Raw genomic sequence first — 23,508 nt, 5'->3', positions numbered from 1 at the left:
AAGGGGACAAGCCGGTCGTATCGCCGGTATTCCAGGCAGCCAACGGAAAGATGGCCGTGTCGATCTCGCAGGCGGCTCCGTCCGGGAAAGGCGTTCTCTCGATCGAGCTGAATCTCGACAATATCCGGACGCTCACCAAAAGGGGACAAGCCGGTCGTATCGCCGGTATTCCAGGCAGCCAACGGAAAGATGGCCGTGTCGATCTCGCAGGCGGCTCCGTCCGGGAAAGGCGTTCTCTCGATCGAGCTGAATCTCGACAATATCCGGACGCTCACCAATATGAAGCTTGGCAACAAAGGATACATATTCATTACCGACCAGGACCAAAACTACGTCGTCCATCCGAAATATACCGGCAAAAAGGCGGAGGGCGAATTTCTCAAACCGCTTTACGGCAAGTCTGAGGGCAACTTCTCATATACCTTTGAAAATGAGGAACGCCGCCTCGCTTTTACGACGAACAGGCTGACCGGGTGGAAGGTGGCCGGATCGATGTTCGAGGCCGACATTGAAGCGTCCGCGCACGGAATCCGCAATTCGGTGATCATCGTGATGACGGCGTCCATCTTGGCGGCGCTGGCGATCATCTTCTTGAACGTCCGGTCGATCATCCGTCCGATCAGCAAGCTGACGCAGGCGACGGAGCGGATCAGCCAAGGGGATCTGACGGCACGGATCGATACCTCCAGCAGGGACGAGATCGGCCACCTCAGCCGGCATTTCCAAGCGATGGTGGACAACCTTCGGAGCATGATCGTCAATGTCCAGGAAATTACCGGACAGGTAAGCTTGTCCGCCAAAGGATTGTCGACGAGCGCCGACCAGACGACCCAAGCGATCGAAACCGTGACGGAAGCGATACAGGAAGTGGCCGCGGGAAGCGAACAGCAGCTTCGCAGCGTGGAGCAAAGCATGGGCAGCATGGACATCATGTCCACGCAGTCGGAGCGAATCCGCACCCACATGGATGATGCTTCGTCCAAAATGGAGCGGACCACACGGTCGGCCGAGGAAGGCAACGCCGCGGTCGAAGACGTCACGGGCAAAATGGGCGAAATCCATGCCACCGTTCACGAGCTGGACGAAGTCGTCATGCATATGAGCGAACGTACCGGCCGAATCGGGGAAATCGTCACGCTCATGGCGGAAATCGCCAAGCAGACCAATTTGCTTGCGCTGAACGCCTCCATCGAGGCGGCGCGTGCAGGTGAGCACGGGAAAGGCTTTGCGGTCGTGGCCGTCGAGGTCCGCAAGCTGGCGGAACAGTCCGGCCATTCGGCGAAGCGCATCGAAGAATTGGTGGCGGGCATGCGTTCGGAAATGCAGCGGGTGCTTGCGGCGATGGGAGATGCCAAGGGCCGGGTGGCCGAAGGCATGGAAGCCGCAGACATTACGGGCAGATCGTTCACCCGGATCCTCAAAGCGGTTCAAGGCGCGGCGGAAGGCATCCACTCCGCGGCGGAAGCTTCGAGAGAGCTTGCGCGGAACGGTGAAAGCGCCGTGGAGGCGATCCGCCATATCCGGAGCCTGTCGGAGGTGGCTGCCGATAATACGCAGTCGGTATCGGCTTCCGCCCAGGAACAGCTTGCGTCCATCGAAGAAATCGCTTCTTCCGCCGAGCATTTGAGCAGCCTGGCCGAGAAGCTGCAGCATTTGGTGGCCAAATTTAAAATCGAATAAAGGCTCCCGGCAGGGAAAGGTCGTGCCCATGACAGGCACGGCCTTTTTTGCGCAATTGTCCGAATAATTTCCCGCGACTTCTTCCCGAAAAGCAACTCAACCGGCCGAGCGGTCGAGGTCTGCTTTTGCGGGCATGTTCATTTTTTTGGGGTGCCGGCGCCGGCAACACATAATTTATCCAATTTTGGCACAACCTATGGCTCATACGTCCATATTATAGCCGGCATACGAGGGGGTTAGAACATGAGTAAACGCGGAAAGAACCCCGGAAGCAGCGCCCAAGGGCTTGCCTCCGGCACTCCGCTCGGGCTCCCCTCTCCCCCTTGGGAGAAGCTGGAGATCCAGAAAAGCCTCGATCAGAACATCCAGACCTTAAAAACGATTTTTAGAGACTGCTCGGATATGGTATTCCGCTCCATCGAAATCGCTCCGGGCATCAATGCATTCATTGCTTACGTGGAGGGCATCGTGCTCTCGCTGGAGCTTGAAGGGCATATACTTGAGCCGATCGTCGAAGCGTACATGCGGATGAAAAACGAACATCCTCCGGAGCAGATCAAGGCTGCCGATCTCGAACCGCTGGAAAATACCCGCGTTTCCCTGCCGCAGGTGATGAGCGCCACGAAATGGATCGACGCGGTGGAGGGCATCCTCAATTCCAGCGTGGCGGTGTTTGTGGACGGCCTGAGCGAAGCGCATCTGTTCAACATCAAGGGCGGCATCCGGCGCCCGGTCCAAGAGCCGGAGACGGAATCGGTCATCCGGGGCCCGCGCGAAGGATTTACCGAAATGATCCGCATCAATACGGCGCTCGTCCGGTTCAAGGTGAAGACGCCGAATCTCAAGATGTACCGCATGGTGCTGGGGACGGATACCAAGACGGACATCGTCGTTTCTTATATCGAAGGCCTTGCGGATCCAAAGATGGTGAACGACGTCAAAAACAGGCTCAAGGACATTAAAATCGACGGGGTGCTCGAATCGGGCTACATCGAAGAAATGATCGAGGACCACCCGTATTCGCCGTTTCCGCAAATGCTCTATACGGAGCGGCCGGACAGCGTCGCGGCGCAGCTGCTTGAAGGCCGGTGCGCCATTTTCGTGGACGGGACGCCGCTCGTGCTGATCGCGCCCGTGACGTTTTTCCAGTTGATGCAGGCGAGCGAGGATTATTACGAGCGTTTTTTCATCACGAATTTCGTCCGGTGGATCCGGTATATTTTTCTGTTTATCGCTTTGTTCCTGCCTTCCCTTTACATTGCGGTCACGACATTCCATCAGGACATGCTGCCGACGACGCTTGTCCTGAGCATCGCCGCGGCGCGGGAGGCCATTCCTTTTCCGGCGCTGGTCGAAGCGTTAATGATGGAAATATCCTTCGAAGCGCTGCGCGAAGCCGGGATCCGATTGCCGAAGACGGTCGGCCAGGCGGTCAGCATCCTCGGAGCGCTGGTCATCGGGCAGGCGGCCGTCCAGGCAGGGATCGTTTCGGCGCCGATGGTTATCATCGTCTCGATGACGGGGATTGCGTCCTTTACGATCCCCCATTTCAATCTGGCGATTACGATTCGCCTGCTGCGTTTTCCGCTGATGCTGCTGGCAGGCGTGCTGGGGCTTTTCGGCATTATCCTCGGCATTACCTGGATTCTCGTTCACGTGACGCAGTTGTCTTCGCTTGGCGTTCCGTACATGTCGGGCGTCAGCCCGTTCCATGGGCAGGACCACAAAGATATTTTCGTTCGCGTCCCATGGTGGAAAATGCGTACGCGGCCGTCCTGGCTGTCGAAGAAAAATTCGGAGCGGGAAAAGCCGGATATCAACGGCAACCCCGTTTCCGACAAGGTATGGTGATGTTGGATGAAAAAAATACGTGCCGCAGGGCTGCTGCTGAGCGTGTCCGTCGCTCTTACCGGCTGCTGGGACCGCACCGAGATTAACGACGTTGCGTTCGTGATCGGCTCCTGCGTGGACAAAGAAGGCGATCAGGTCCGGAGCACGCTGCAAATCGCGCTTCCCGGCAGTTTGGGCGGGAGCGGGAGCGAAGGCGGCGGAGGCGGAACGGCCGGGAACAAAAAGTACTATCTGGAATCGAAGAAGGGAATCACGCTCCGCAACTCCAACCTGCAAATCCAAGCGGGTAACTCGCGGAGACTCTCTTTCGCCCACCGCAGAACGCTGCTGGTCGGAGAGGAATTCGCCAAAGGGGGCATCAGCGAAATGCTCGACCACTTCGCGCGCATTCCGCAAAACCGGCTTTCGTCCCTGGTCGCGATCACGGAAGGGCCCGCCTATAAAATCATGGACGCGGCCGCGCCGATGGAACAGTTCCCGAGCGAAATGATCCGCGAGTTGATAAATGAATTCACGAAAACGCCAGTCACGCTTAAAGTCCTCGCCAACGATCTGCTGACAACCGGCGTTGACGTAGTTTTGCCTTACATTTCGCTGCAGCAGGCCGTTCCCGATAATATCGGGGACCAGAACGAAAAAAAGAACATTCAAATTACCGGTCTCGCCCTGTTCAAAGATGACCGTCTCGTAGGGGTCATGAAGGGACCGGAAATAAAAATGATCAATTTGGCCATGAATCAGTCTACGTCTACGACATACGACGTGGCGGTGCCGAGCCCCAGCGGGAAAGGATACATCACGATCACGTTCATCGAAAACCTGGTGACGTTAAGACCCGTAATCCACGGCGACAACATTACGATGCACATAGACATTTTGGCCAAGGGAGGGGTCATCGAGAACAACTCCAACTACATTCTAGGCGATGAAAAACATATGAACCGGCTGGAGCAGGAGGCAAGCAAGGAGATCATCGCCCAGATCAAGACCGGGCTTCATAAACTTCAAGACCAGTACCATACCGATATCCTCGGATTCGGCCGGACGATACACCAAAAAAATCCGAAAGCCTGGGACCGCTTTAAGGACCGCTGGGATGAGCTTTACCCGAACGTCAAGGTCGTGGTCAACACCAATCTGCATATCGAAAACATCGGGGCGGTAAACAAACCGTTCGGCAGAAAGGACGTAAAACTGAAACATGATTAAAATTCTGATTATTTACGTGATTGCCTCCGCGATCATTTTGATTACGGACTTCAAGGTGATTCGCGATCTTCCCAAAATCAACCGCTGGTTCACCTATATTTTCCTGCTGGCGGGGATGGGCATTTTCGCTTATACGCTGCAGATCAGCCGCGTCGTGTATGCTTCCGTATGGTTGCAGAAATGGCTTGGCCCGCTAGTGCCTTTTTAGGATCGGGATTTGCGAAAATCCCCGGACATTAAGTCAGGTGAAGGAGGAACGTTTGACGTGCAAAAAATCACCGCCCGCCAAATCGTGCTGCTCGGCATGATCTACGTCATCAACATTACGTTTCTGAACGTGCCGAGCCAGCTGATTACCAGAGCCAGCCAGCATGCTTTTATTAGTTATGTGCTGTCAGGCGCCCTGGTTTTGCTCATGCTGTATTTGCTGACCCGGAGCTCCCTGCGGTTTCCGGGCCAGAACCTGTTCGAATCGCTCACCAGCCGGTTTCCGGCGGTCGGCCGGGTATTCGTGATCCTGTACATCTTGTTTTTCTTCATGATTCTCGTGCGGGATATCCGCATCGTTTCGGATTTTACGAACGTCGTGCTCCTGCCGGTCACTCCGCTCCTGATCACGGCTTTGTGCATTACCGCAACCATTATTTACATCGCCCGGGGCGGGGCCAGAACAGTGCTTGGGATCACGGAGCTGTACGGGCCGATCATCATTATCGTGTTCGCCATGATGCCGGTCATCGCCTTGCGGGACTTCAACTTTGGGCTGATGCGGCCTCTGCTGCATATCGATTGGGGGAGTGTGACCGAGGGAAGCTGGATTTCCGTCGCGTACATCGGTCAGATGCTGATCCTACCGTTCATTTTTTCCGGCAAGGATTTCAAATTCAAGTATGGTTTCTACTCCATGCTGCTCGCCGTAGGCATGCTTGTCGCAGGGGTGGTCATGGTCATTCTTTTGCTCGGGGTAGAGGTTTCCGAACGAATGATGTACCCCACGTACGAACTGGTTCGGCAGCTGCGGATCACGGACTTTCTGGACCGCTTTGACCTGATCGTGGTGGCCTTGTGGTTCCCGGGGGTTCTGCTGAATTTGGCCATCAGCTTGTATATCATTTGTTACGGATTAAAACTTGTCATCCCTTCCGTTTCGGGGAAAATGATGGCGGCGCCGATCGGTTTGTTTGCCTACAGCTGCGCCTTTTGGTTTTATTCCAACTCGATCGAGTTGTTTAACTTCAACGAGGAATGGACGCTGATCGCCCTTGTATTCATCCTCGTTTTGCCGATCCTGATCTTTCTCGTTCACCACCCTGCGAAAAATGCGAAACGAAGGGAACACGGCGGCGACGTATCGTTAGAAAAAGGGGCCCGAAAATGATACAATGGGCATAAGGGCAGGCCTTGACGGTACGGCTCTCCATGCGGCTTGACGCCGTTATGGGTTATGAAGGGTGATTGCATGATAAAAAAACAAAAGAAATATAACCTGTTCCATAAATTTTCGCGGAAGCTGCGCTTCAATATGATCAAGCTGTTCCGTTCCCCGGGCGGAGCCAGGAAGGTTTCGCTCGGCTTTGCGATCGGGTTCGGGCTTGAGATGATCGTCATTTCGACCGGATCGCTCGTGTATCTTATTTTTTATCCCACCGTCAGACTTGCCGGAGGATCGCTCCCCGCCGCCATTATCGGCAACGTCATCGGCAAGCTGACCTTCCTGCCTATCGTATTGCTTCCTTTTGCCAAAAAAATCGGGGAATGGCTGTTTCCGAAAAAAATGATCGGCGTGCCCATGCAGGAACATGCCTGGCGCAATTTGCTGCAAGGGGATTTTACGATCTTCAAGCATCTCTTGCAGGGAGGCCTGCACGTATTGATCGGTATGTCCGTATTCGGGCTCATTCTCGGGGTTATCTCCTACTTTGTCGTTCGGTATTTGTACAACCAGCGGCTTAAGCACCGCTTGTCCAAGAGGGCGGGCGCGCCGATGTAGAGCCGTTTTCGAAGTTTGCGGCCGAAGGCCATAAAACTCGGAAAACTCCTTCCCCTCGTTCTTCCGGTCAAGTATACTGTTCAAAACAGATTCGCTTCCGGGAGAGGGGAATACGTCAATGGCAAACCGATTGGCTGGTAAAACAATTGCCCTAACGGGTCCGCGCAAAGCGGAGGACATGGTCAAAATCGTTGAAAAAATGGGCGGTGCGGCCCTCGTTCGGCCCGCCCAAGGCACGGTGTTTCTGGATGACGAAAAGGTGCGCGGCGACCTGGCGGATTGGATCGGGTCTCCTCCGGACTGGACGATCCTGACGACCGGCATGGGGCTGGATGCATTGTTCGCCGTTTCGGCCGAGATGGGCGCGGAAGAGGATTTTCTCGATGCGCTGCGGCGATCGTCGCTGGCCGCGAGAGGGTACAAAACCGTAAACGCCCTGCGCAAAAGAGGGCTCGAAGCTCTCGTCCGCGACGATGACGGCAGCACGTCAGGCCTCATCCGCGGGCTTGCCGAATATCGGCTTCGGGACGCGGAGGTCGTGCTGCAGCTTCACGGCGATCCGGCGCCGAAGCTGGAAGCGTGGCTCGCGGAGCAGGGCGCGAAGGTCCGGAAGGTACTGCCTTATCGGCATACCCCGCCTGAGCCGGAGCAGCTGGAGCGGCTGCTCGAGGATATTTTGACCGGCGCGGTCGACGCCGCCGCCTTTACGAGCGCCCCGCAAATCCGCAATTTGGCGGAATACGCTAGGTGCCAAGGCAAACTTGAGGCGCTGGTAGCCGCCTTCGAAGGGCCCGTCGTCGCCGCGGCCGTCGGCAAACTGACTGCGCAGGCGCTGCGGGAGGAAGGCATCGCGCGGGTCGTGTATCCGTCCGGGGACGAGCGGATGGGCAGCATGCTTGTCGAGCTTGCGCGTTATTTTCAGACGCAGGATGCATAAAAATCATACTTGGTGTATTGGTTCAGGCATGAAAGCCATAGAGGGATGCGGACGAAAGCGGCATCCCTTTTTCATTAGGCTCCCTGCGAAAGGACGTCGATCCGCCCGCACGTGTTTCATGCATTCAAAATTGTGGAATATGACAATATAAGAATAGCCAAGAATGCGTTTTACCGAAGGAGGAACAGCTTTGTACAATAAAAAAAGCATTTTGCTCGGCGACTATACCCATCCGAAATTCCATCCGCTGCAGGGCGTGGACGCGCAGATCAGCTACATACTGAACGAGGTCATCTCGGTCCAATGCAGCGAAAACAAAAATTTGCTGCTTCTCGAGCATCTGAAGCCGTTTGACCTGTGCATCTGCTATTTCGACCTGTGGGACGATCAGGTTTCAAAGCAGCAAACGTCGGGTCTTCTTTCTTATGTCAGCCAGGGGGGAGGTTTGCTGGTGCTTCATAACGGCCTGTCGCTGGGGAACCGCCGTTATGAGCTGGCTCAGCTGATGGGCGGCCGTTTTGACGGGCATCCGCCGATTCAGCCGATCTCCTTCCGCGTGAGCGGGGAACATCCCGTGACCGAAGGCGTCGAACCGTTCGAACTCGAGGAGGAGCCTTACCAAATCCGGTTCGATCCGCTGACGGAAAAAGAGGTGCTGCTTGAATACAAGCTTGGGGAAGATTGGTACCCGGCAGCCTGGACCCATGAATACGGCCTTGGCAGAGTCGTTTATTTCATGCCGGGCCATCATGAGCCGACGTTCCAGCACCCGCAAATCCGCAAGCTCATCCTGCAGGCAGCCCGCTGGGCGGCCCATCTTCCCGGCTAAGTTCGGAGGGAAACCGATTTTCGGCGGCGTCAGAATAACGGTCTTTTAAATACGTAAGGCGATTTCAGGGTATAATAAGGGAAAATGAACCATGGGAGGGAATATGATGAGTGATCTGTTGAAAAAAGCCATCTCGCTCGGATGGGGCCTGACCATCGTCAGCAAGGAAAAAATCGAAAAAACGGTCGAAGAGTTGGTGAAGCGCGGCGAACTGGCGCCTACGGAATCCAAGGACCTGATCGAACGGCTGGTCGAACGCGGTGAGGAGGAGAAGTCCCAGTTCAAAGATTTTCTGAGGGAGCAAGTTCAGCGGATTTTGACAGAGCTTCATGTACCTTCCGGAAAGCAGGTTGCCGATCTGGAGCGGCGCATCGAGGAGCTGGAACGGAAGCTCGCCGAACGCGAAGGGACCGCCGGGGAGCGGGCGCCGGAAACGGGACATTCGTGATATGGCTGTCCGCATCAGGCATACCGGTCGTTACCGGGAAATCGCCATGGCGCTCATGCGTCATGGCTTTGGCTACATGGTGGAGGAATTGGGATTGTTTCAGATGCTGTCCTTGCCGCGGCGTCGGCTGAAGCATGAGCAGGCGGAGACGAAAACGCTCGGCGAGCGGATCCGTCTCGTGCTGGAGGATTTGGGGCCGACGTTCGTGAAGCTTGGGCAGCTTGCGAGCACGCGCTCGGATTTGCTGCCGGATACCGTGATCAGGGAGCTGGTGAAGCTGCAGGACCAGGTTCCCCCTTTCCCGGCGAAAGCCGCCCGAAGCATTCTGGAAGAAGAGCTGGAGGCGCCGGTTGCCGAGGTGTTCGCTCGGTTTGACGACGTTCCGGTTGCGGCCGCTTCCATCGGGCAGGTCCATTTGGGCAAGCTGAAATCGGGGGAAGCGGTGGCCGTCAAAATCCAGCGCCCCGGCGCGCTGCAAACCATTACGCGCGATTTGGCGATTTTGCGGGATCTGTCCCAGATCGCCGAAAAACGTTGGGAATGGGCCAGACGGTACCAGCTGACCAAGATCGTCGAGGAATTTTCCAAATCCCTGCTGGCGGAAATGGATTACAGCCGCGAAGGCCGCAACACGGAAAAAATAGCGCTGCAATTTCAGGACGACCCTTACATTTTCATCCCGCGGATTTTCTGGCAGTATTCTTCTTCGCGGGTCATGACGATGGAGTATGTGGAGGGCATTACGCTCAGCCAGCCCGAGCAATTGGAACAATCGGGATTCGATCCGAAGCTGATCGCCAAACGTTTCGTCAACGCCATGCTGCATCAGATGTTCATCGAGGGATTTTTCCATGCCGACCCGCACCCGGGCAACCTGATCCTCCGGAAGGACGGCAGCCTGGCCTTCCTCGACTTCGGGATGGTCGGACGTCTTAGCAGCGATATGAAGGATCATTTATCCGAACTTATTATTGCTCTTATGCGTAAAAATACGGACAGCATGGTCCGCGCGATCCTGCATCTCGGCCTGCTGCCGGAAGACAACGATTTGGATGCGCTGCGAAGGGATCTGGACACGCTCCGGGACGAATATTACGACATGCCTTTCTCCGAGATCGGCATCGGCAAGGCGCTCAGCGACCTGTTCGGGGTAGCCCAGCGCCATGCGATCATGATGCCCCCGGATCTGACGCTGCTCGGCAAGGCGCTGCTTACGATGGAGGGCGTCATTCAGAAGCTCGATCCGGAGCTGAGCATCATCGACATGGCGGAGCCGTTCGGAAAGAAGCTGATCAAGGATCGGTTCAGCCCCCGCCGCATCCGCGGCAAGCTGCTCGGAAGCGCGGCCGGGCTGGCCGAGGCGCTGCTGGATATGCCTTCCCAGGCGAGACATCTCTCCGCTTTGTTCAGCAAGGGCAAACTGAAGGTGGAGATCAGCATGCCGGAGATGGAATCGCTCATGCGCAAGCTGGACCAAATCAGCAACAGGCTGTCCTTCAGCATCGTGCTGCTGGCCTTCAGCATCATCATGGTCGGGCTGATCATCGGATCCTCCATGAACCGGCAGTCTTCGATTCTATGGCATTTTCCGGTGATCGGCATCGGTCTGGGCGTCGCGTTCCTGATGGTCGTATGGCTGCTGTACGCCATTTTCAAATCGGGCAAATTTTAAGTCCGGGCGGTGGCGGCGGATCAAATCGGGATTACCCGGCAAAAGGTGAATGATGACGGCGGCCCGCGAAGATCACGATGGCCTGCCGGCAAATCCGGAATGATTCGGCAAACGGGTTTGGGGGCGGAGTCGCCAACTTGCGGCATATCCGTTACAATAAGTATTTTGAAGATGGATTCGAAACAGGGACAAACGAAAAAGTGAACATAACGAGGTGGATGTTTTGCCAAATTTTTTAGAGCTGGGCATCAAGGAAACATGGGTTTCCGCCCTGAAAGAGAACGGGATTGCCGTGCCGACGCCGGTGCAGGCGGAGACGATTCCGCTGGCGCTGGCCGAACGGGACGTCATCGCCCGCGCCAAAACCGGAACGGGGAAGACGCTGGCTTTCCTGCTGCCGATCATGCAGAAACTGGACCCGGGCCGTCCTTTCCCGCAGGCCCTGATCATTGCGCCGACGAGGGAGCTGGCGCTGCAGATCACGGAGGAAGCGCGGAAGCTGGCGCGGGGCACTGAGATCCGCATCCTTGCGGTATACGGAGGCCAGGACGTGGAGAAGCAGCTGCGCAAGCTGGAAGGCGGGCGGCATCTCATTATCGGTACGCCGGGACGGCTGAACGATCATCTTCGCCGCGGCACGCTGGAGCTGGGCGGGGTCAAAACGCTCGTGCTGGACGAAGCCGACCAGATGCTGCATATGGGCTTCCTGGACGAGGTGGAGACGGTCATCCAGGCGCTCCCGTACCATCGGCAGACGCTGCTGTTTTCCGCCACGATGCCGGCCGAAGTCAAGCGGCTCGCTTCTTTTTATACCCGCGACGCCGAAGACGTCACGATCAAGGTGGAACATTCCCCGGTGCCGCTGAAGTCCATTCGCCAGCTGGTCGTCGAAGTGACGGACCGGACCAAACAGCAGGCGCTGATCTCGATGATTGAAATGTACCGTCCGTACCTCGCGATCATATTCTGCCGCACCAAACGCCGGGCATCGGCGCTGAACGCGGCGCTGCTGGAGCAGGGGTATGAGTCCGACGAACTGCATGGCGACTTGTCGCAGGCTAAACGGGAGCAGGTCATGAAACGTTTCCGCGAAGCCAAGCTGCAGCTGCTGGTAGCGACGGACGTGGCGGCAAGGGGGCTGGACGTCGAGGGCGTAACCCACGTCTTTAACTACGACATGCCGCATGAGGTCGACAGCTACATCCACCGCATTGGCCGCACGGGCCGTGCCGGCGGAAAAGGGATGGCCATCACGCTGGCATCCCCGAAGGACAAAGGGGACTTGCAGCGCATTGAGCAGGGCATCCAGTACACCATTGAGCGCCGCCGGTATGAAAAGGACGGGGCGATCGTGGAAGCGCGCGGTCCTCGTCCGGCGGAAGGACGGGCCCCCGACCGCCGGAAAGAGCAGGAAGGCGGGCGCGGCGGCGGCGGCGGTTCGAGCCGGGGCGGGCAAAGCCGTTCCCGCCGCGAGGATAAGCCGGCCCGGGCTTCCTCCCGCAAGGGGGACGTCCGCGGCGGTGCCAAGCGCGGAGCCCCGGGCGGCGGCAAACCGGGTCGCGGCGCATCCCAGGCGCAAGGCCGGAGAGGCCGCGGCGACGCTTCCGGACGCCGGGGCGGAAGAGCGGGACGTTAACATCAACGGATTCATGAACCGAAAAGCGCGGTTTTGCGCTTTTTCGGTTCATTTTTTTTTGCCGGGCGTCGATCCGGGCCGAACGCTTGCCGCGGCTTGCACTCGGCTTCGACTTGTGTATGATGGAATTAGAACGCAAAAACACGGCCCGGTTGGTAGTCCGGGCGCACGAGGCGGCGGCCCGGCGCCGTCCCGTGTCAGTAACCTTCCCCCCTCGGGATGTCCGGCGTTCCCATGTTGAACAGAGGGGGAGTACCATGAAATTAACGGTATTTTTCGAAGAACCATATTGGGTTGGAATTGTGGAAGCGGAGAAGGACGGCAAGCTGCTGGCGAGCAGGCATATTTTCGGCGGGGAGCCTTCGCTTCCGGAAGTATGGGAATTTGTCCTGCACGGGCTTTCTTCCGTGGCGGACCGGTTGTCTTGCGGCGTCGATATCGCCGAGGCAACGCAGCCGAAGGCTAACCCGAAAAGGCTCGCCCGGCTTGCGGCCAGGGAGTCCAGGGGACGCGGAGTCAGCTCGGCAAGCCAGGAAGCCATCAAGCAGGAGCTTGATTTGCGCAAGCGGGAAAAAACGCGCCTCTCCAAAGAGCTGCGGGAAGCCCAGGCGAAGCGCAAACGGGAAATTGCCGTTCAAAAAGCCAAAGCCAAACACCGGGGAAGATAATCCATGAAAGCGGGGGAAGAACATGTCGGTATATACGTATTCAGCCGCCACGCCGGCGGGCAAGGAAGTCTCTCTGGAGGAGTACAAGGGCAAGGTGCTGGTCATTGCCAATACGGCAAGCCAATGCGGTCTGACGCCGCAGTACGGCGACCTGCAAAAGCTGTATGAACGTTACCGGGATCAGGGGCTCGTCATTCTCGGTTTTCCGTGCAACCAATTCGGGGCACAGGAGCCCGGCAGCAGCGAGGAAGCCGCTTCGTTTTGCCAATTGAATTACGGGGTAACGTTCCCCGTATTCGCGAAAATCGACGTCAACGGCGAAGCCGAGCACCCGCTTTTTGCCTATTTGAAGGAGCAGCAGCCCGGAACCGCGGAAAGCAGCGATATCCAGTGGAACTTCACGAAGTTTCTGGTGAACCGCAGCGGCGAGGTCGTCGCACGCTATGAACCGCGCGAAGCTCCGGAAGCGATGGCGGGGGCCATCGAGCAGCTGCTGTAAGACGAACCGAAACGAATCGCAGCCGAACAACGAACATCAGCACGGGGAACCTGCCGCTTTTGCGGCAGGTTTTTCTTTTGGCGAAGGTTGGTTTGGTATGGGTGCGGTTTAATTTCTTTTGCGCATTTCCTGCCCGCCCATTAAGATAACTATAGAAGAGCGAACAATCTGGAAGCGACAAGGGGAGTGGAGCGGAAATGATAGACCAAAAAAACGGCGTGTTCCCGGCGGTATGCCCGCTGGATTGCCCCGACACATGCGGCCTGCTGCTGCATAAGGAAGACGGCAAAATCGTTAAGGTTACCGGCAATCCGGAGCATCCGATCACGCAGGGAGCGATTTGCAACAAAGTCCGCAATATGACCGAGCGGATTTATCATAAAGAACGCATTCTGTACCCGCTGAAGCGGACGGGCCCGAAGGGGTCCGGGGAGTTTAGGCGGATCACTTGGGACGAGGCGGTCAGTGAAATCGCGGCGCGGTACCGGGAGCTGATCGACGAATACGGGCCGGAGTCCATCTTGCCTTACAGCTTCTACGGCAACATGGGCATTCTCAGCGTCGACGGCATGGACCGGAGGTTTTTCAACGCGCTCGGATCAAGCCGCCTGGACCAAGCGATCTGCAACGCCGCCGGAAACGCCGGCTGGAAATATACGATGGGCTTCAAGGGGGGCACCTCGCCGGAAGATACGGAGCATGCGGATCTGATCATCGTTTGGGGCGGCAATCTGATCAGCACGAACATGCACCAGATCGTCATCGCCGAAAAAGCGCGCAAACGCGGTGCCAAGGTGATCGTCATCGACGTGCACCAAAACCGCACCGCCCAATGGGCGGACTGGTTCATTCCGCTTTATCCGGGGACGGATACGGCGCTTGCGCTGGGCATGATGCACGTCCTGTTCCGCGACGGACTGACGGACGAAGCCTTCCTGAAGCGGTATACCGTAGGGCATGAGGAGCTTCGCGAGCATGTCAGAAGCTACACGCCGGAGCATGTTTCGGCCATCACGGGCGTGCCGGCGGAAGATATCGAGAAGCTGGGGCGCGCGTACGGGGAGGCTTCCGTCTCCTATATCGCGATCGGCAACGGGCTTCAGCACCACGATAACGGAGGCATGAACGTGCGCAGCATCTCCTGCCTGCCGGCGCTGACGGGGCAGTGGCTGAAAAAGGGCGGCGGCGCGGTGAAAACGAACGGCGGTTATCATGCCATGAACAGCGATTATTTGGAGCGGCCGGATTTGCGGCCGAACCCCGGGGCGCGCGCCATCAACATGAACCGGATCGGCGAAGCGCTGCATCTGAAGGAGCAGCCGTTCAAGGCCGTTTTCGTTTATTGCAGCAATCCGCTGGTCGTTGCCCCCGATACGGAGCGGGTACAGGCCGGCTTCGCCCGCGAAGACCTGTTTACCGTCGTGCACGACCTGTTTATGACCGACACCGCCAAATACGCGGATATCGTGCTGCCAGCGGCCTCGTCGTTCGAGACGACCGATTTGTACGCATCGTATTGGCATCATTACGTGCAGCTGCAGGAACCCGTGATCGAAAGAATCGGGGAAGCCAAAAGCAACGTCGAGCTGTTTGCGATGCTGGGCCGCGCCATGGGGCTGGACGACGAAGCATTCGCGGAAACGGAAGAAGAGCTGATCGCCGGGGCGCTGAATTATCCGGAGAATCCGTATTTGAACGGCGTGACTCTCGACGCGCTGAAGGAGCGGCGCTTCGTGAAGCTCGACATGACGCCGCAAGCAACCTTTTTGGACCGCCTGCCGACGCCTTCCGGAAAAATCGAGCTGTATTCGGAAGCGATGAAGGAAGCCGGCCTGCCGCCGCTCCCGGAATATATTCCGCTTCAGGAAGGTTTTGACGGCACTAGGCGGCCCGGCGCAAGCGAAGCGTACCCGCTGATGTTCATTTCGCCGCCGAACCATAACTTCCTGAACTCCACTTTTGCCAACGTCGAAAAACACCAGCGGCTGGAGAAGGGACCGATGCTGCAAATCCACCCGCAGGATGCGGCGGAACGCGGCATCGAAGACGGGGACGACGTCGTCGTTTACAACGACCGCGGACGGCTGGAGCTGAAAGCGCTCGTGACGGACAAGATGCTCCCGGGAACGGTCGTCAGCCAAGGACTGTGGTGGGACGGCAAGGGCCGCAAGCAGCGGGCCAACGCCCTGACTCCGGACCGGCTGGCCGACATGGGGGGCGGAGCGGTATTTTTTTCGACCGTCGTCCAAGTAAAGCGTTAGCAGGCGTCATTGCCAGGAATGCGAAGATCATGGATACTGGTTTTGGGACAAGAGGACCGTGCCCGCTTGCGTTTGAAAAAGCCCCTCGGGGCTTTTTTGCATCGGAAAGCAGTCTTCGGGACCGTGGCATAGGAAAGATGCCGGGTGTCCCGCCACAGCTTGTCTAACACGCATTTTGCAAAAGCAGGAGACAAAATACATGAAATTTTTGCAGTCCTATCCGAACGAAGTCAAAATATTTCTTGCCGCCAGCCTGATCAACTCTGCGGGCGGATCGCTGATGTGGCCGCTGACGACGATGTACGTGTTCGACGAGCTTGGGCGCAGCATGGCCGATGCCGGCCTGGTCGTCATGATCCAAGCCTTCGGAGGCATCATCGGCCAGCTTCTGGGAGGGGCGCTGTATCATCGCGTCGGGGTCAAACGGCTGATCGTCGGCTCGCTCGGGTTATGCAGCCTTGGCTTGTTCGCGCTCCCTTTCATCAGCTCGTTTTGGGTCTTGTACATGATCATGATGGGGTTCATCGGGCTGTGCAACGCGGTGTCGATGCCTGCCATCCAGGCCTTCGTCGGCTTTCGGTTCGCGGACCGGCGCGGCGAGCTGTTTAACGTCATCTATGTGGCTAACAACATCGGCGTGGCGCTCGGAACGGCGCTGAGCGGTTTTCTCGCCGACGTGTCGTATCACCTGACCTTTATCCTGAACGGCGCAACCTCTGCCGTGTTCGCTTTGTTTTTCCTGAATTATTTGAACCGGCTCGACAAGCAGGAAGGCCCCGTGCATTTGGCCAAAAAGACCAAAGCCGCCGCGGGAGAAACCGTCCCTGCCCTTCTCGGCAATACGAGGCTTTATTTATATTTGGGGTTGGGCTCCCTGTTCCTGTGGTTCGGCAACTCGATCTGGAATACGGGGGTTTCGCCGCATATCATTTCCGAAGGGCTGCCGAAACGGGCTTACGGCTTTTTATGGACGCTGAACGGGATCCTGATTTTCGTGGCGCAGCCGGTCACGACCTGGATCAAACGGTGGTTCGCCAAAGAGTCGTCCTCGCAGATGACGGCCAGCGGCCTGTTTTATTTGGCGGCTTATGTGGTCATTCTGATGCTTCCGAGTTATCCCGGGCTCCTGTTTGCGATGGTGCTCGCCACGCTGGGGGAAATGCTCATCTCCCCGGCGGTGCCTGCGTTCATCTCGGATCATGCTCATAAAGCGGCTCCGTTTTACATTGGCGTGACCGGCGGTATGACCGCCCTCGGCCGCATGATCGGCCCCTATTTCATGGGCATCCTGTACGACGGCGGAGGGCTGGCGCCGGTGGCCTGGCTGTCGATCGCCATCGCCGTCGTGGCCGTTCTCTGTTTCGTCGTGCATGCGATGCGCAACAAGGCGGCGGAACGTGCGCTAAGCGAGTCCATCGGCGGATAGGGCAGGAAGATGATTCGCCGGAGAATTTCAACATCACACGTTAGACAAAAAGAGGTGCAATTGCCATGAACCTTGATCAGCAGACGCTTACGATCCGGTTGTCCACGATGAAGGATGCCCAGGCGCTCATGGATATCGATGCGTTGGTATGGACGGAGCGGACCGCGCCTGAGCCGATGCATTGGACTTCGCGGGAGGCGTTTCTGAGGCAATGCCCTCCGGCGTCGCAGCTTGTGGCCGAGGCGGACGGGATCGTGTGCGGATATGTCGGGTTTCGGGACCCCACCGGCCTCCCGGCCCATTCCCATGTTTGCGAGATCAATATCGCCGTGCATCCGGCGCATCAGCGGGAAGGCATCGGCACGAGGCTGATCGGCGCGGCCAAGGCATGGGCTGCCGGGCAGGGCAAACGCAAGCTGCGACTGCGGGTGCTTTCGACCAATCCTGGTGCGGTCCGTTTTTACCTGAAATGCGGGTTCGTGGAAGAGGGCCGGCTTGTTCGTGAATATATGATCGGAGGCCGGGAGACGGACGAAATTTGGATGGCATATTTTCTGGATGGATAGCCTGAATTTGATATTTTGCCGCGACGGGCTTATTCTTAATAGAATAGAGTAATAAATCAATGGACTTTCACGAGGTGAAGGTCCTTTGTTTCAAATGGCCGATTCGCCGGGCGTAAAGCCGGGTAATGAAGGCTAAATGCGTTTTTTGTCGGCGCCCGAAAGTTCGGAAATTTTGATATATTCGGTGGTAACCCATATTTAAAAAACGATGAAAAGGGGTTGTATGATGGATTTACAGCTTCAGGGCAAAAAGGCGTTGGTCATTGCTTCAAGCTCGGGACTCGGCAAGGCGATTGCCGCGGAACTCGTTAAAGAAGGAGCGGACGTCATGCTGAACAGCCGCAGCGACGACAAGCTGCAGGCGGTGCAGCAGGAGCTGCAAAAGCTCGGCAGCGGCAAAGTCGAATACTACGCGGCAGACATTACGATTCCGCACGAAGTGGAGGGGCTCATCCGTTATACGGCCGAAACGTTCGGACGGATCGACATTCTGGTCAACAACGGCGGCGGCCCGCCGTCGGGAACGTTCGAATCTTTTACGGATGAAGATTGGGAAAACGCGTTTCGGCTTAACCTGCTCAGCTATGTCCGGACGACCCGCTGCGCCCTGCCGCATATGAAGGAACGCGGGGGACACATCGTCAATATTACGTCCAGCTCCATCAAACAGCCGATCCCCGGCCTGATTCTGTCCAACACGTTCCGCACGGGCGTGGCCGGCATGAGCAAGACGTTGTCGCAAGAGCTGGCCCAATACAACATCCTGGTGAATACGGTAGCCCCGGGCCGGATCGCCACGGACCGCATCCAGAAGCTGAATGAAAGCAGCGCGAAGGACAAAGGGATTCCGGTCCAGGCCGTCGCGGAGCAGGCGCAAAAAGAAATTCCGCTGGGCCGTTACGGCGAACCCGAGGAATTCGCGAAAGCGGTCGTGTTTTTGCTGTCGGGAGCAAACACCTACATCACCGGCAGCACGCTGGTGATCGACGGAGGGCTGGTCGATGCCCTATAACGTATGCCATTTGCGCGTAACCGTTTGGCCGTACCCGTTCCCGTGCCGGGAGCGTGAAACCGCAGAAAACACGGACTTGCACACCGCAAGACGTCATCGGCGGAAAAATTCTTTGAGATCGGTCCTCCTTTTTTTGGTATGATATGGTTTAAAAATATCGGCAGGGAGATGGATCGAAGTTGAAGGAAAAAAACGCGTACGGCATCGTGTCCGTCAATGTCGGCAAGCCCGTAACGGTGGATTATTTGGGCAAGCCGCTGACGACGGGCATTTATAAACAACCGGTTCAAGGCGAAGTGTTCGTGGGACGCACGCAGATGGACGGCGACGGGCAGGCCGATACGGTCAATCATGGAGGGCCGGACAAGGCCGTTTGCGTATATCCGTTCGAACATTACGCATATTGGGAGCAGGCGCTGGACAAGACGCTGGATTATTCCGCATTCGGCGAAAATTTGACGGTGACCGGGCTGCTAGAAACCGAGGTGTGCATCGGGGACGTATTCGAAATCGGGGAAGTCGTCGTTCAGGTCAGCCAGCCGCGCTTCCCGTGCTTTAAGCTGGCCAGCAAACACGGCGTCAAGGATTTTCCGGCCCGGGTGCTCGATACCGGATTCAGCGGCTTTTATTTGCGGATTTTGGAGGAGGGCCGTTTAAGCCGGGATTCCAAGATCGTCAAGCGCTCTTCTCATCCGATGGGCGTCACGGTAGCGGCCGTGTTGAAGCAGCAGGCGCTCGGACGCCGCGCGGCGGACCGGGAAGAGCTGAAACGCCTGCTGGGCCTGGATGCGCTGGCGGCGACGGTCAAGGAATCTTTTGCGAAATGGCTGCAGGATAAATAAAAACCTCAAAAAGCCGCTTCAGCCGGATCGCGGATCCTGCCGGGGCGGCTTTCCTTGTGCGCTTCGTGTTTATCGCAGCAGCTTCCATTCGCTTTTCAGCATGCCGTAAATCGCATGGTTCACATACCCTTGGGGCAGCAGCTCCGCTTCGCGGACGATCCCCTCGAGGACGAAACCGAGCCTTTCCGGAATGGCGCGGCTGCGATGGTTGCCCGTGGCGCAGCGGATTTCGACCCGGTTCAGATCCAAATCCATGAGGGCGAAATCGACGAAAGCGCGGCAGGCGCTGGTCATGATGCCCTGGCCTACGAAATGTTTGCCGAGCCAGTAGCCGATGCTGACGGAACGGTTATGCCACTGAATCTCATGAAAGCTGATAATGCCCGCAAGTTCCCCGTGCACCCAAATGCCCGCGGAGACGGCGCCGTTTTCGGCTCCCTGCTTGATGGCGTTTTTCACGAAGTTCACCGTATGCTCCACGTCCGTGATGGCATCGACCCAAGGCAGCCACTCGCGCAGCGTGTCGCGCGAATCGACCGTCAGCTCGAACAGCGGGCGCGCATGCTGGAGGGCCAGCGGCTTCAGCTCGATATGGTCATCCAGAAGATATGTAAACATATAATTTCAGACCTTCTTTCTATATGAAAATGAGGTAAACGGCATTTGCCGCGCTTTTTGGCTTTCGTTTCCATTCTATTTTTCCATGCTACCCTAATCCCCTGCCTTTCGTCAAAGCTCAAAAAGCCGAATCATTGAACTATCCGGTTAATACAGGTATATTTAAATGAAACACGCTTATAAAGAATAGATGTAGGGTAGAGCAGGAAACTGCTGACGGTTCATTCTATGAGGCGGACATAAATCAGGATGAAAGGTTGATTACTGTGGAGAAACCAAGCACCCCCTCCAACTTTATCAAAAACGTAATGATCGATGACCTGGAGTCCGGCAAAGTCCAGAAAGTGATTACCCGCTTTCCGCCGGAGCCCAACGGTTATTTGCATATCGGACATGCCAAGGCCATCTGGATTAACTTTACGCTTGCGCAGGAATTCGGCGGTTCGACGAACCTCCGCTTTGACGATACAAACCCGCTGAAGGAAGACGTGGAATACGTCAAATCCATTGAAGAAGACGTCAAATGGCTCGGTTACGAATGGGCGGAAAAGCGCTACGCTTCCGATTATTTCGAAGAAATGTACAAGCGCGCCGAGCTGCTGATCCAAAAAGGCAAAGCCTACGTGGACGACCAAAGCGCGGATCAAATCCGCGAAACGCGCGGGACGCTTACCGAGCCGGGACAAAACAGCCCGTACCGCGACCGCAGCGTGGAAGAAAACCTGGAGCTGTTCCGCAAAATGCGCGCGGGCGAGTTCAAGGACGGAGAAAAGGTGCTGCGCGCCAAAATTGACATGGCTTCGCCGAACATCAACTTGCGCGACCCGGTCATTTACCGGATTGCCCACGCAACGCACCACAACACGGGAGATAAATGGTGCATTTACCCGATGTACGCTTTTGCCCACCCGCTCGAGGATGCGATCGAAGGCGTGACCCACTCCCTCTGCTCGCTGGAGTTCGAGGATCAGCGCCCGTTTTACGATTGGGTGATCGCGGAATGCGAAATGGAAAACACGCCGCATCAATACGAATTCGGCCGCCTGAACGTGGCGCAAACGCTGACGAGCAAACGGAAGCTGAAGCTCCTGGTGGACGAGAACATCGTGGACGGCTGGGACGACCCGCGCATGCCGACGATTTCCGGGCTTCGCCGCCGCGGTTATACGCCGGAAGCGATCCGCAGCTTCGTTTATGAAACCGGCATTTCCAAAAGCCAGGGCCTCATCGACCTGCAAATGCTAGAGCATTTCGTCCGCGAGGACCTGAAGCTGAAGGCGCCGCGCACGATGGCCGTGCTGAAGCCGTTGAAAGTGGTGATCACGAACTATCCGGAAGGCCAGGTCGAATGGCTCGAGGCGGAGAACAATACGGAAAATCCGGAGATGGGCACCCGCCAAATCCCGTTCTCGCGCGAAATTTACATCGAGCAGGACGACTTTATGGAAAACCCGCCGAATAAGTATTTCCGTCTGTTCCCGGGCAACGAAGTGCGCCTGAAAAATGCGTATTTCATCAAATGCCACGATTTTATCAAGGACGAAAACGGCAACGTGACCGAAATCCACTGCACGTATGACCCCGAAACGAAAAGCGGCACCGGCTTTACCGGCCGCAAAGTGAAGGGCACGATCCATTGGGTGGAGGCTTCCCACGCCGTGCCGGCCGAGTTCCGCCTGTATGAGCCGCTGATCAAAGCGAAGGATGACGGCGAGGCTGAAGGCGAGGAAGCGATCGACGAGACGGAAAAGGCCGAAAAAACGTTCCTGGACGAAATCAACCCGAACTCCCTGGAAGTTCTGCACGGGTTCGTGGAGCCGGGCATGAAGGACGCCAAGCCGCAGGACAAGTTCCAATTTTTCCGCCACGGCTATTTTAACGTCGATCCGAAATATTCGAAGCCGGGAGAGCCGGTGTTCAACCTGATCGTTTCGATGAAAAGCTCCTACCAGCTGCCGAAATAAGGGCGGAAGGGGTTCTGCTGCCCAATACAAAAGCCAGCGCAAAGACATGTTCTTTGCGCTGGCTTTTTTTCGTTGATGCGTCAGACGTCTTGCATTTCCTCGAATCCTTCTTCAGGGATGTCCGTTTTCGGGTGATGGCCCTGCGAGCGCAGCCAATACCACATCATGCCGAAGCCGACAGCCCCGACCAAAGCCATCAAGAAGCCCATGTTGTACATCGCGGCGCCGCCGAAGTTCTGGTACAGCCATCCGCCGGCCAAGCTGCCGATGACCCCGGAAATGCCGCTCCAGGTCAGCGTGAACAGGGATTGCGCCGATGCGCGATGAGCCGGTGGAACAAGCTGGCTGACGACCTGGATGCCGACGTAAAAATATCCGCCGAACGTGATGCAATGCATAATTTGAATGAACGCGACTTCAAGCGGATGCGAAGCGCCGGCCATCATCAACCACCGTATGCAGAAAAGCACGCTTACCAGTCCCAGACACCCGATCAGGGTCGGAAGGGAGCGTTTCAGGAAACGGTGAAAGAGGATCAGCACGGCAACCTCCAGAAACGACGAGAGAAACACGGCAAACCCGACCATCGTTTTGGAACCGCCAAGCTCCGTAATATAAAGCGACATAAACGTATTATTCATGACATTGGGGACGGAAACGACGATCCCAAGCAGTATGAACGCCACGAAATACCGGTTGATGACAAATTGGGCAAGTCCCCTCAGTCGGATGGGCGGCGTCTCCGAAGCCGCCTTCAGCGGCGGAAGGAGCAAAACCATACCGATGGCGAGCAGCAAAATGCCCGTGACAAGGAACGACAGCCGGGATATGCCGATCCGGTCGATGAGCATGCCCCCGGTCACGGCGACCACCGCCCAACCGATCGAACCCCAGTTCCGGAACGCGCCGAACCTTTCCGGCTGGCTCGCCGTGTATCCCAGAATCAGCGTGTTGCTTTGGGCGAACAGCGGGCTCTGAAAGAAGAAAAAGAGGATCATCGCCAAATAAACCATTCCGTAGGTGCCGGCATGGAACACCCATTGAAGGAGCAGCAAGGTGCCGGTCATCATGATCAGCAGGATCCGTCTCGTATTATGCAGACGATCGCTCCATTTCATCCAGAACGGATTGGCGAATAGGGACACGAGCGGGCCAAGCGCCATCAAGCTGCCGATTTCGAATTTGTTCATGCCTGCGTCCTGCAGGTATAATTGAAAAAAGCTGGTGAAGATCACCATGGTTCCGTAAATTAAGAAATTAAATGCCTTAAGCGGCAGCAGCTTGGACTGTTTTTTTACACGATCATGCACGTTGCACATTCCTTTCCGACCGAATGCAAATCGACAGAGGCTAGGTATAGAAGCCGCCACCCTCACTTTATCATTTGTTGAAAAGGGATA

Annotated in this window: 21 protein-coding genes; 19 read left to right on the top strand and 2 right to left on the bottom strand. The window is 56.8% G+C overall.

Annotated elements, in window-relative coordinates:
* The first annotated feature begins 189 nt into the window (after positions 1-189).
* The 18 genes from AC27KL_RS22185 (at position 190) to AC27KL_RS22100 (ending at position 19,526) form a co-directional block, all read left to right on the top strand.
* Positions 190-1,680: a methyl-accepting chemotaxis protein gene (locus AC27KL_RS22185; RefSeq protein WP_487171078.1), complete on the top strand. Its 1,491-nt coding sequence runs from the start codon at positions 190-192 to the stop codon at positions 1,678-1,680.
* A gap of 243 nt (positions 1,681-1,923) precedes the next feature.
* Entirely contained in the window at positions 1,924-3,531 is a 1,608-nt protein-coding gene (locus AC27KL_RS22180) for a spore germination protein (RefSeq protein WP_487171077.1), read from the top strand.
* A 6-nt stretch (positions 3,532-3,537) separates the two neighbouring features.
* On the top strand, positions 3,538-4,740 hold the full coding sequence (locus AC27KL_RS22175; protein WP_487171076.1) for a Ger(x)C family spore germination protein: 1,203 nt from the start codon (positions 3,538-3,540) through the stop codon (positions 4,738-4,740).
* A complete protein-coding gene (locus tag AC27KL_RS22170) occupies positions 4,733-4,948 on the top strand; it encodes a hypothetical protein (RefSeq protein WP_036706286.1) in 216 nt (71 codons plus the stop codon). Before AC27KL_RS22175 ends, AC27KL_RS22170 begins: the two co-directional genes overlap by 8 nt.
* A 57-nt stretch (positions 4,949-5,005) precedes the next feature.
* Entirely contained in the window at positions 5,006-6,118 is a 1,113-nt protein-coding gene (locus AC27KL_RS22165) for a GerAB/ArcD/ProY family transporter (protein WP_487171075.1), read from the top strand.
* 81 nt (positions 6,119-6,199) lie between these two features.
* The gene (locus tag AC27KL_RS22160) at positions 6,200-6,730 is read left to right on the top strand and encodes a DUF2062 domain-containing protein (RefSeq protein WP_487171074.1); all 531 of its coding nucleotides are present in this window, start codon (positions 6,200-6,202) and stop codon (positions 6,728-6,730) included.
* 118 nt (positions 6,731-6,848) lie between these two features.
* On the top strand, positions 6,849-7,667 hold the full coding sequence (locus AC27KL_RS22155) for a uroporphyrinogen-III synthase (RefSeq protein ID WP_487171073.1): 819 nt from the start codon (positions 6,849-6,851) through the stop codon (positions 7,665-7,667).
* Positions 7,668-7,857: 190 nt separating this feature from the next.
* On the top strand, positions 7,858-8,496 hold the full coding sequence (locus tag AC27KL_RS22150; protein ID WP_339322603.1) for a ThuA domain-containing protein: 639 nt from the start codon (positions 7,858-7,860) through the stop codon (positions 8,494-8,496).
* 106 nt (positions 8,497-8,602) lie between these two features.
* Positions 8,603-8,944 (top strand): phasin family protein, encoded by a 342-nt coding sequence (locus AC27KL_RS22145; protein WP_339322602.1) that lies wholly within the window; start codon positions 8,603-8,605, stop codon positions 8,942-8,944.
* A gap of 1 nt (position 8,945) precedes the next feature.
* Positions 8,946-10,616, top strand: coding sequence for an ABC1 kinase family protein (locus tag AC27KL_RS22140; RefSeq protein ID WP_487171072.1), 1,671 nt, complete (start codon positions 8,946-8,948; stop codon positions 10,614-10,616).
* 223 nt (positions 10,617-10,839) lie between these two features.
* On the top strand, positions 10,840-12,252 hold the full coding sequence (locus AC27KL_RS22135) for a DEAD/DEAH box helicase (RefSeq protein WP_487171071.1): 1,413 nt from the start codon (positions 10,840-10,842) through the stop codon (positions 12,250-12,252).
* 257 nt (positions 12,253-12,509) lie between these two features.
* Entirely contained in the window at positions 12,510-12,920 is a 411-nt protein-coding gene (locus AC27KL_RS22130) for a YjdF family protein (protein ID WP_487171070.1), read from the top strand.
* Between the two features lie 22 nt (positions 12,921-12,942).
* Positions 12,943-13,419 (top strand): glutathione peroxidase, encoded by a 477-nt coding sequence (locus AC27KL_RS22125; protein WP_487171069.1) that lies wholly within the window; start codon positions 12,943-12,945, stop codon positions 13,417-13,419.
* 197 nt (positions 13,420-13,616) lie between these two features.
* Positions 13,617-15,680: a molybdopterin-containing oxidoreductase family protein gene (locus AC27KL_RS22120; protein WP_487171068.1), complete on the top strand. Its 2,064-nt coding sequence runs from the start codon at positions 13,617-13,619 to the stop codon at positions 15,678-15,680.
* A 199-nt stretch (positions 15,681-15,879) separates the two neighbouring features.
* On the top strand, positions 15,880-17,106 hold the full coding sequence (locus AC27KL_RS22115; RefSeq protein ID WP_487171067.1) for an MFS transporter: 1,227 nt from the start codon (positions 15,880-15,882) through the stop codon (positions 17,104-17,106).
* 65 nt (positions 17,107-17,171) lie between these two features.
* Positions 17,172-17,672 carry a GNAT family N-acetyltransferase gene (locus tag AC27KL_RS22110; protein ID WP_487171066.1) on the top strand — a complete coding sequence of 167 codons (501 nt, stop codon included), beginning with the start codon at positions 17,172-17,174 and terminating at the stop codon, positions 17,670-17,672.
* Between the two features lie 226 nt (positions 17,673-17,898).
* Positions 17,899-18,684 (top strand): SDR family oxidoreductase, encoded by a 786-nt coding sequence (locus AC27KL_RS22105; protein WP_487171065.1) that lies wholly within the window; start codon positions 17,899-17,901, stop codon positions 18,682-18,684.
* A 179-nt stretch (positions 18,685-18,863) separates the two neighbouring features.
* A complete protein-coding gene (locus AC27KL_RS22100; protein ID WP_487171064.1) occupies positions 18,864-19,526 on the top strand; it encodes an MOSC domain-containing protein in 663 nt (220 codons plus the stop codon).
* Positions 19,527-19,595: 69 nt separating this feature from the next.
* Here the strand turns inward: AC27KL_RS22100 and AC27KL_RS22095 are convergent, their stop codons facing one another.
* Complete coding sequence (locus tag AC27KL_RS22095) at positions 19,596-20,144, bottom strand: GNAT family N-acetyltransferase (protein WP_487171063.1); 549 nt, start codon at positions 20,142-20,144, stop codon at positions 19,596-19,598.
* 266 nt (positions 20,145-20,410) lie between these two features.
* Between AC27KL_RS22095 and AC27KL_RS22090 the strand changes: the two genes are divergently transcribed.
* Positions 20,411-22,108 (top strand): glutamine--tRNA ligase/YqeY domain fusion protein, encoded by a 1,698-nt coding sequence (locus AC27KL_RS22090; RefSeq protein ID WP_212949922.1) that lies wholly within the window; start codon positions 20,411-20,413, stop codon positions 22,106-22,108.
* Between the two features lie 80 nt (positions 22,109-22,188).
* Here the strand turns inward: AC27KL_RS22090 and AC27KL_RS22085 are convergent, their stop codons facing one another.
* Positions 22,189-23,427, bottom strand: coding sequence for an MFS transporter (locus AC27KL_RS22085; RefSeq protein ID WP_487171062.1), 1,239 nt, complete (start codon positions 23,425-23,427; stop codon positions 22,189-22,191).
* Positions 23,428-23,508: the final 81 nt, after the last annotated feature.

The sequence above is a fragment of the Paenibacillus sp. YAE3 genome (assembly GCF_057546105.1).
This window is presented reverse-complemented; position numbering and strand designations above follow the sequence as displayed.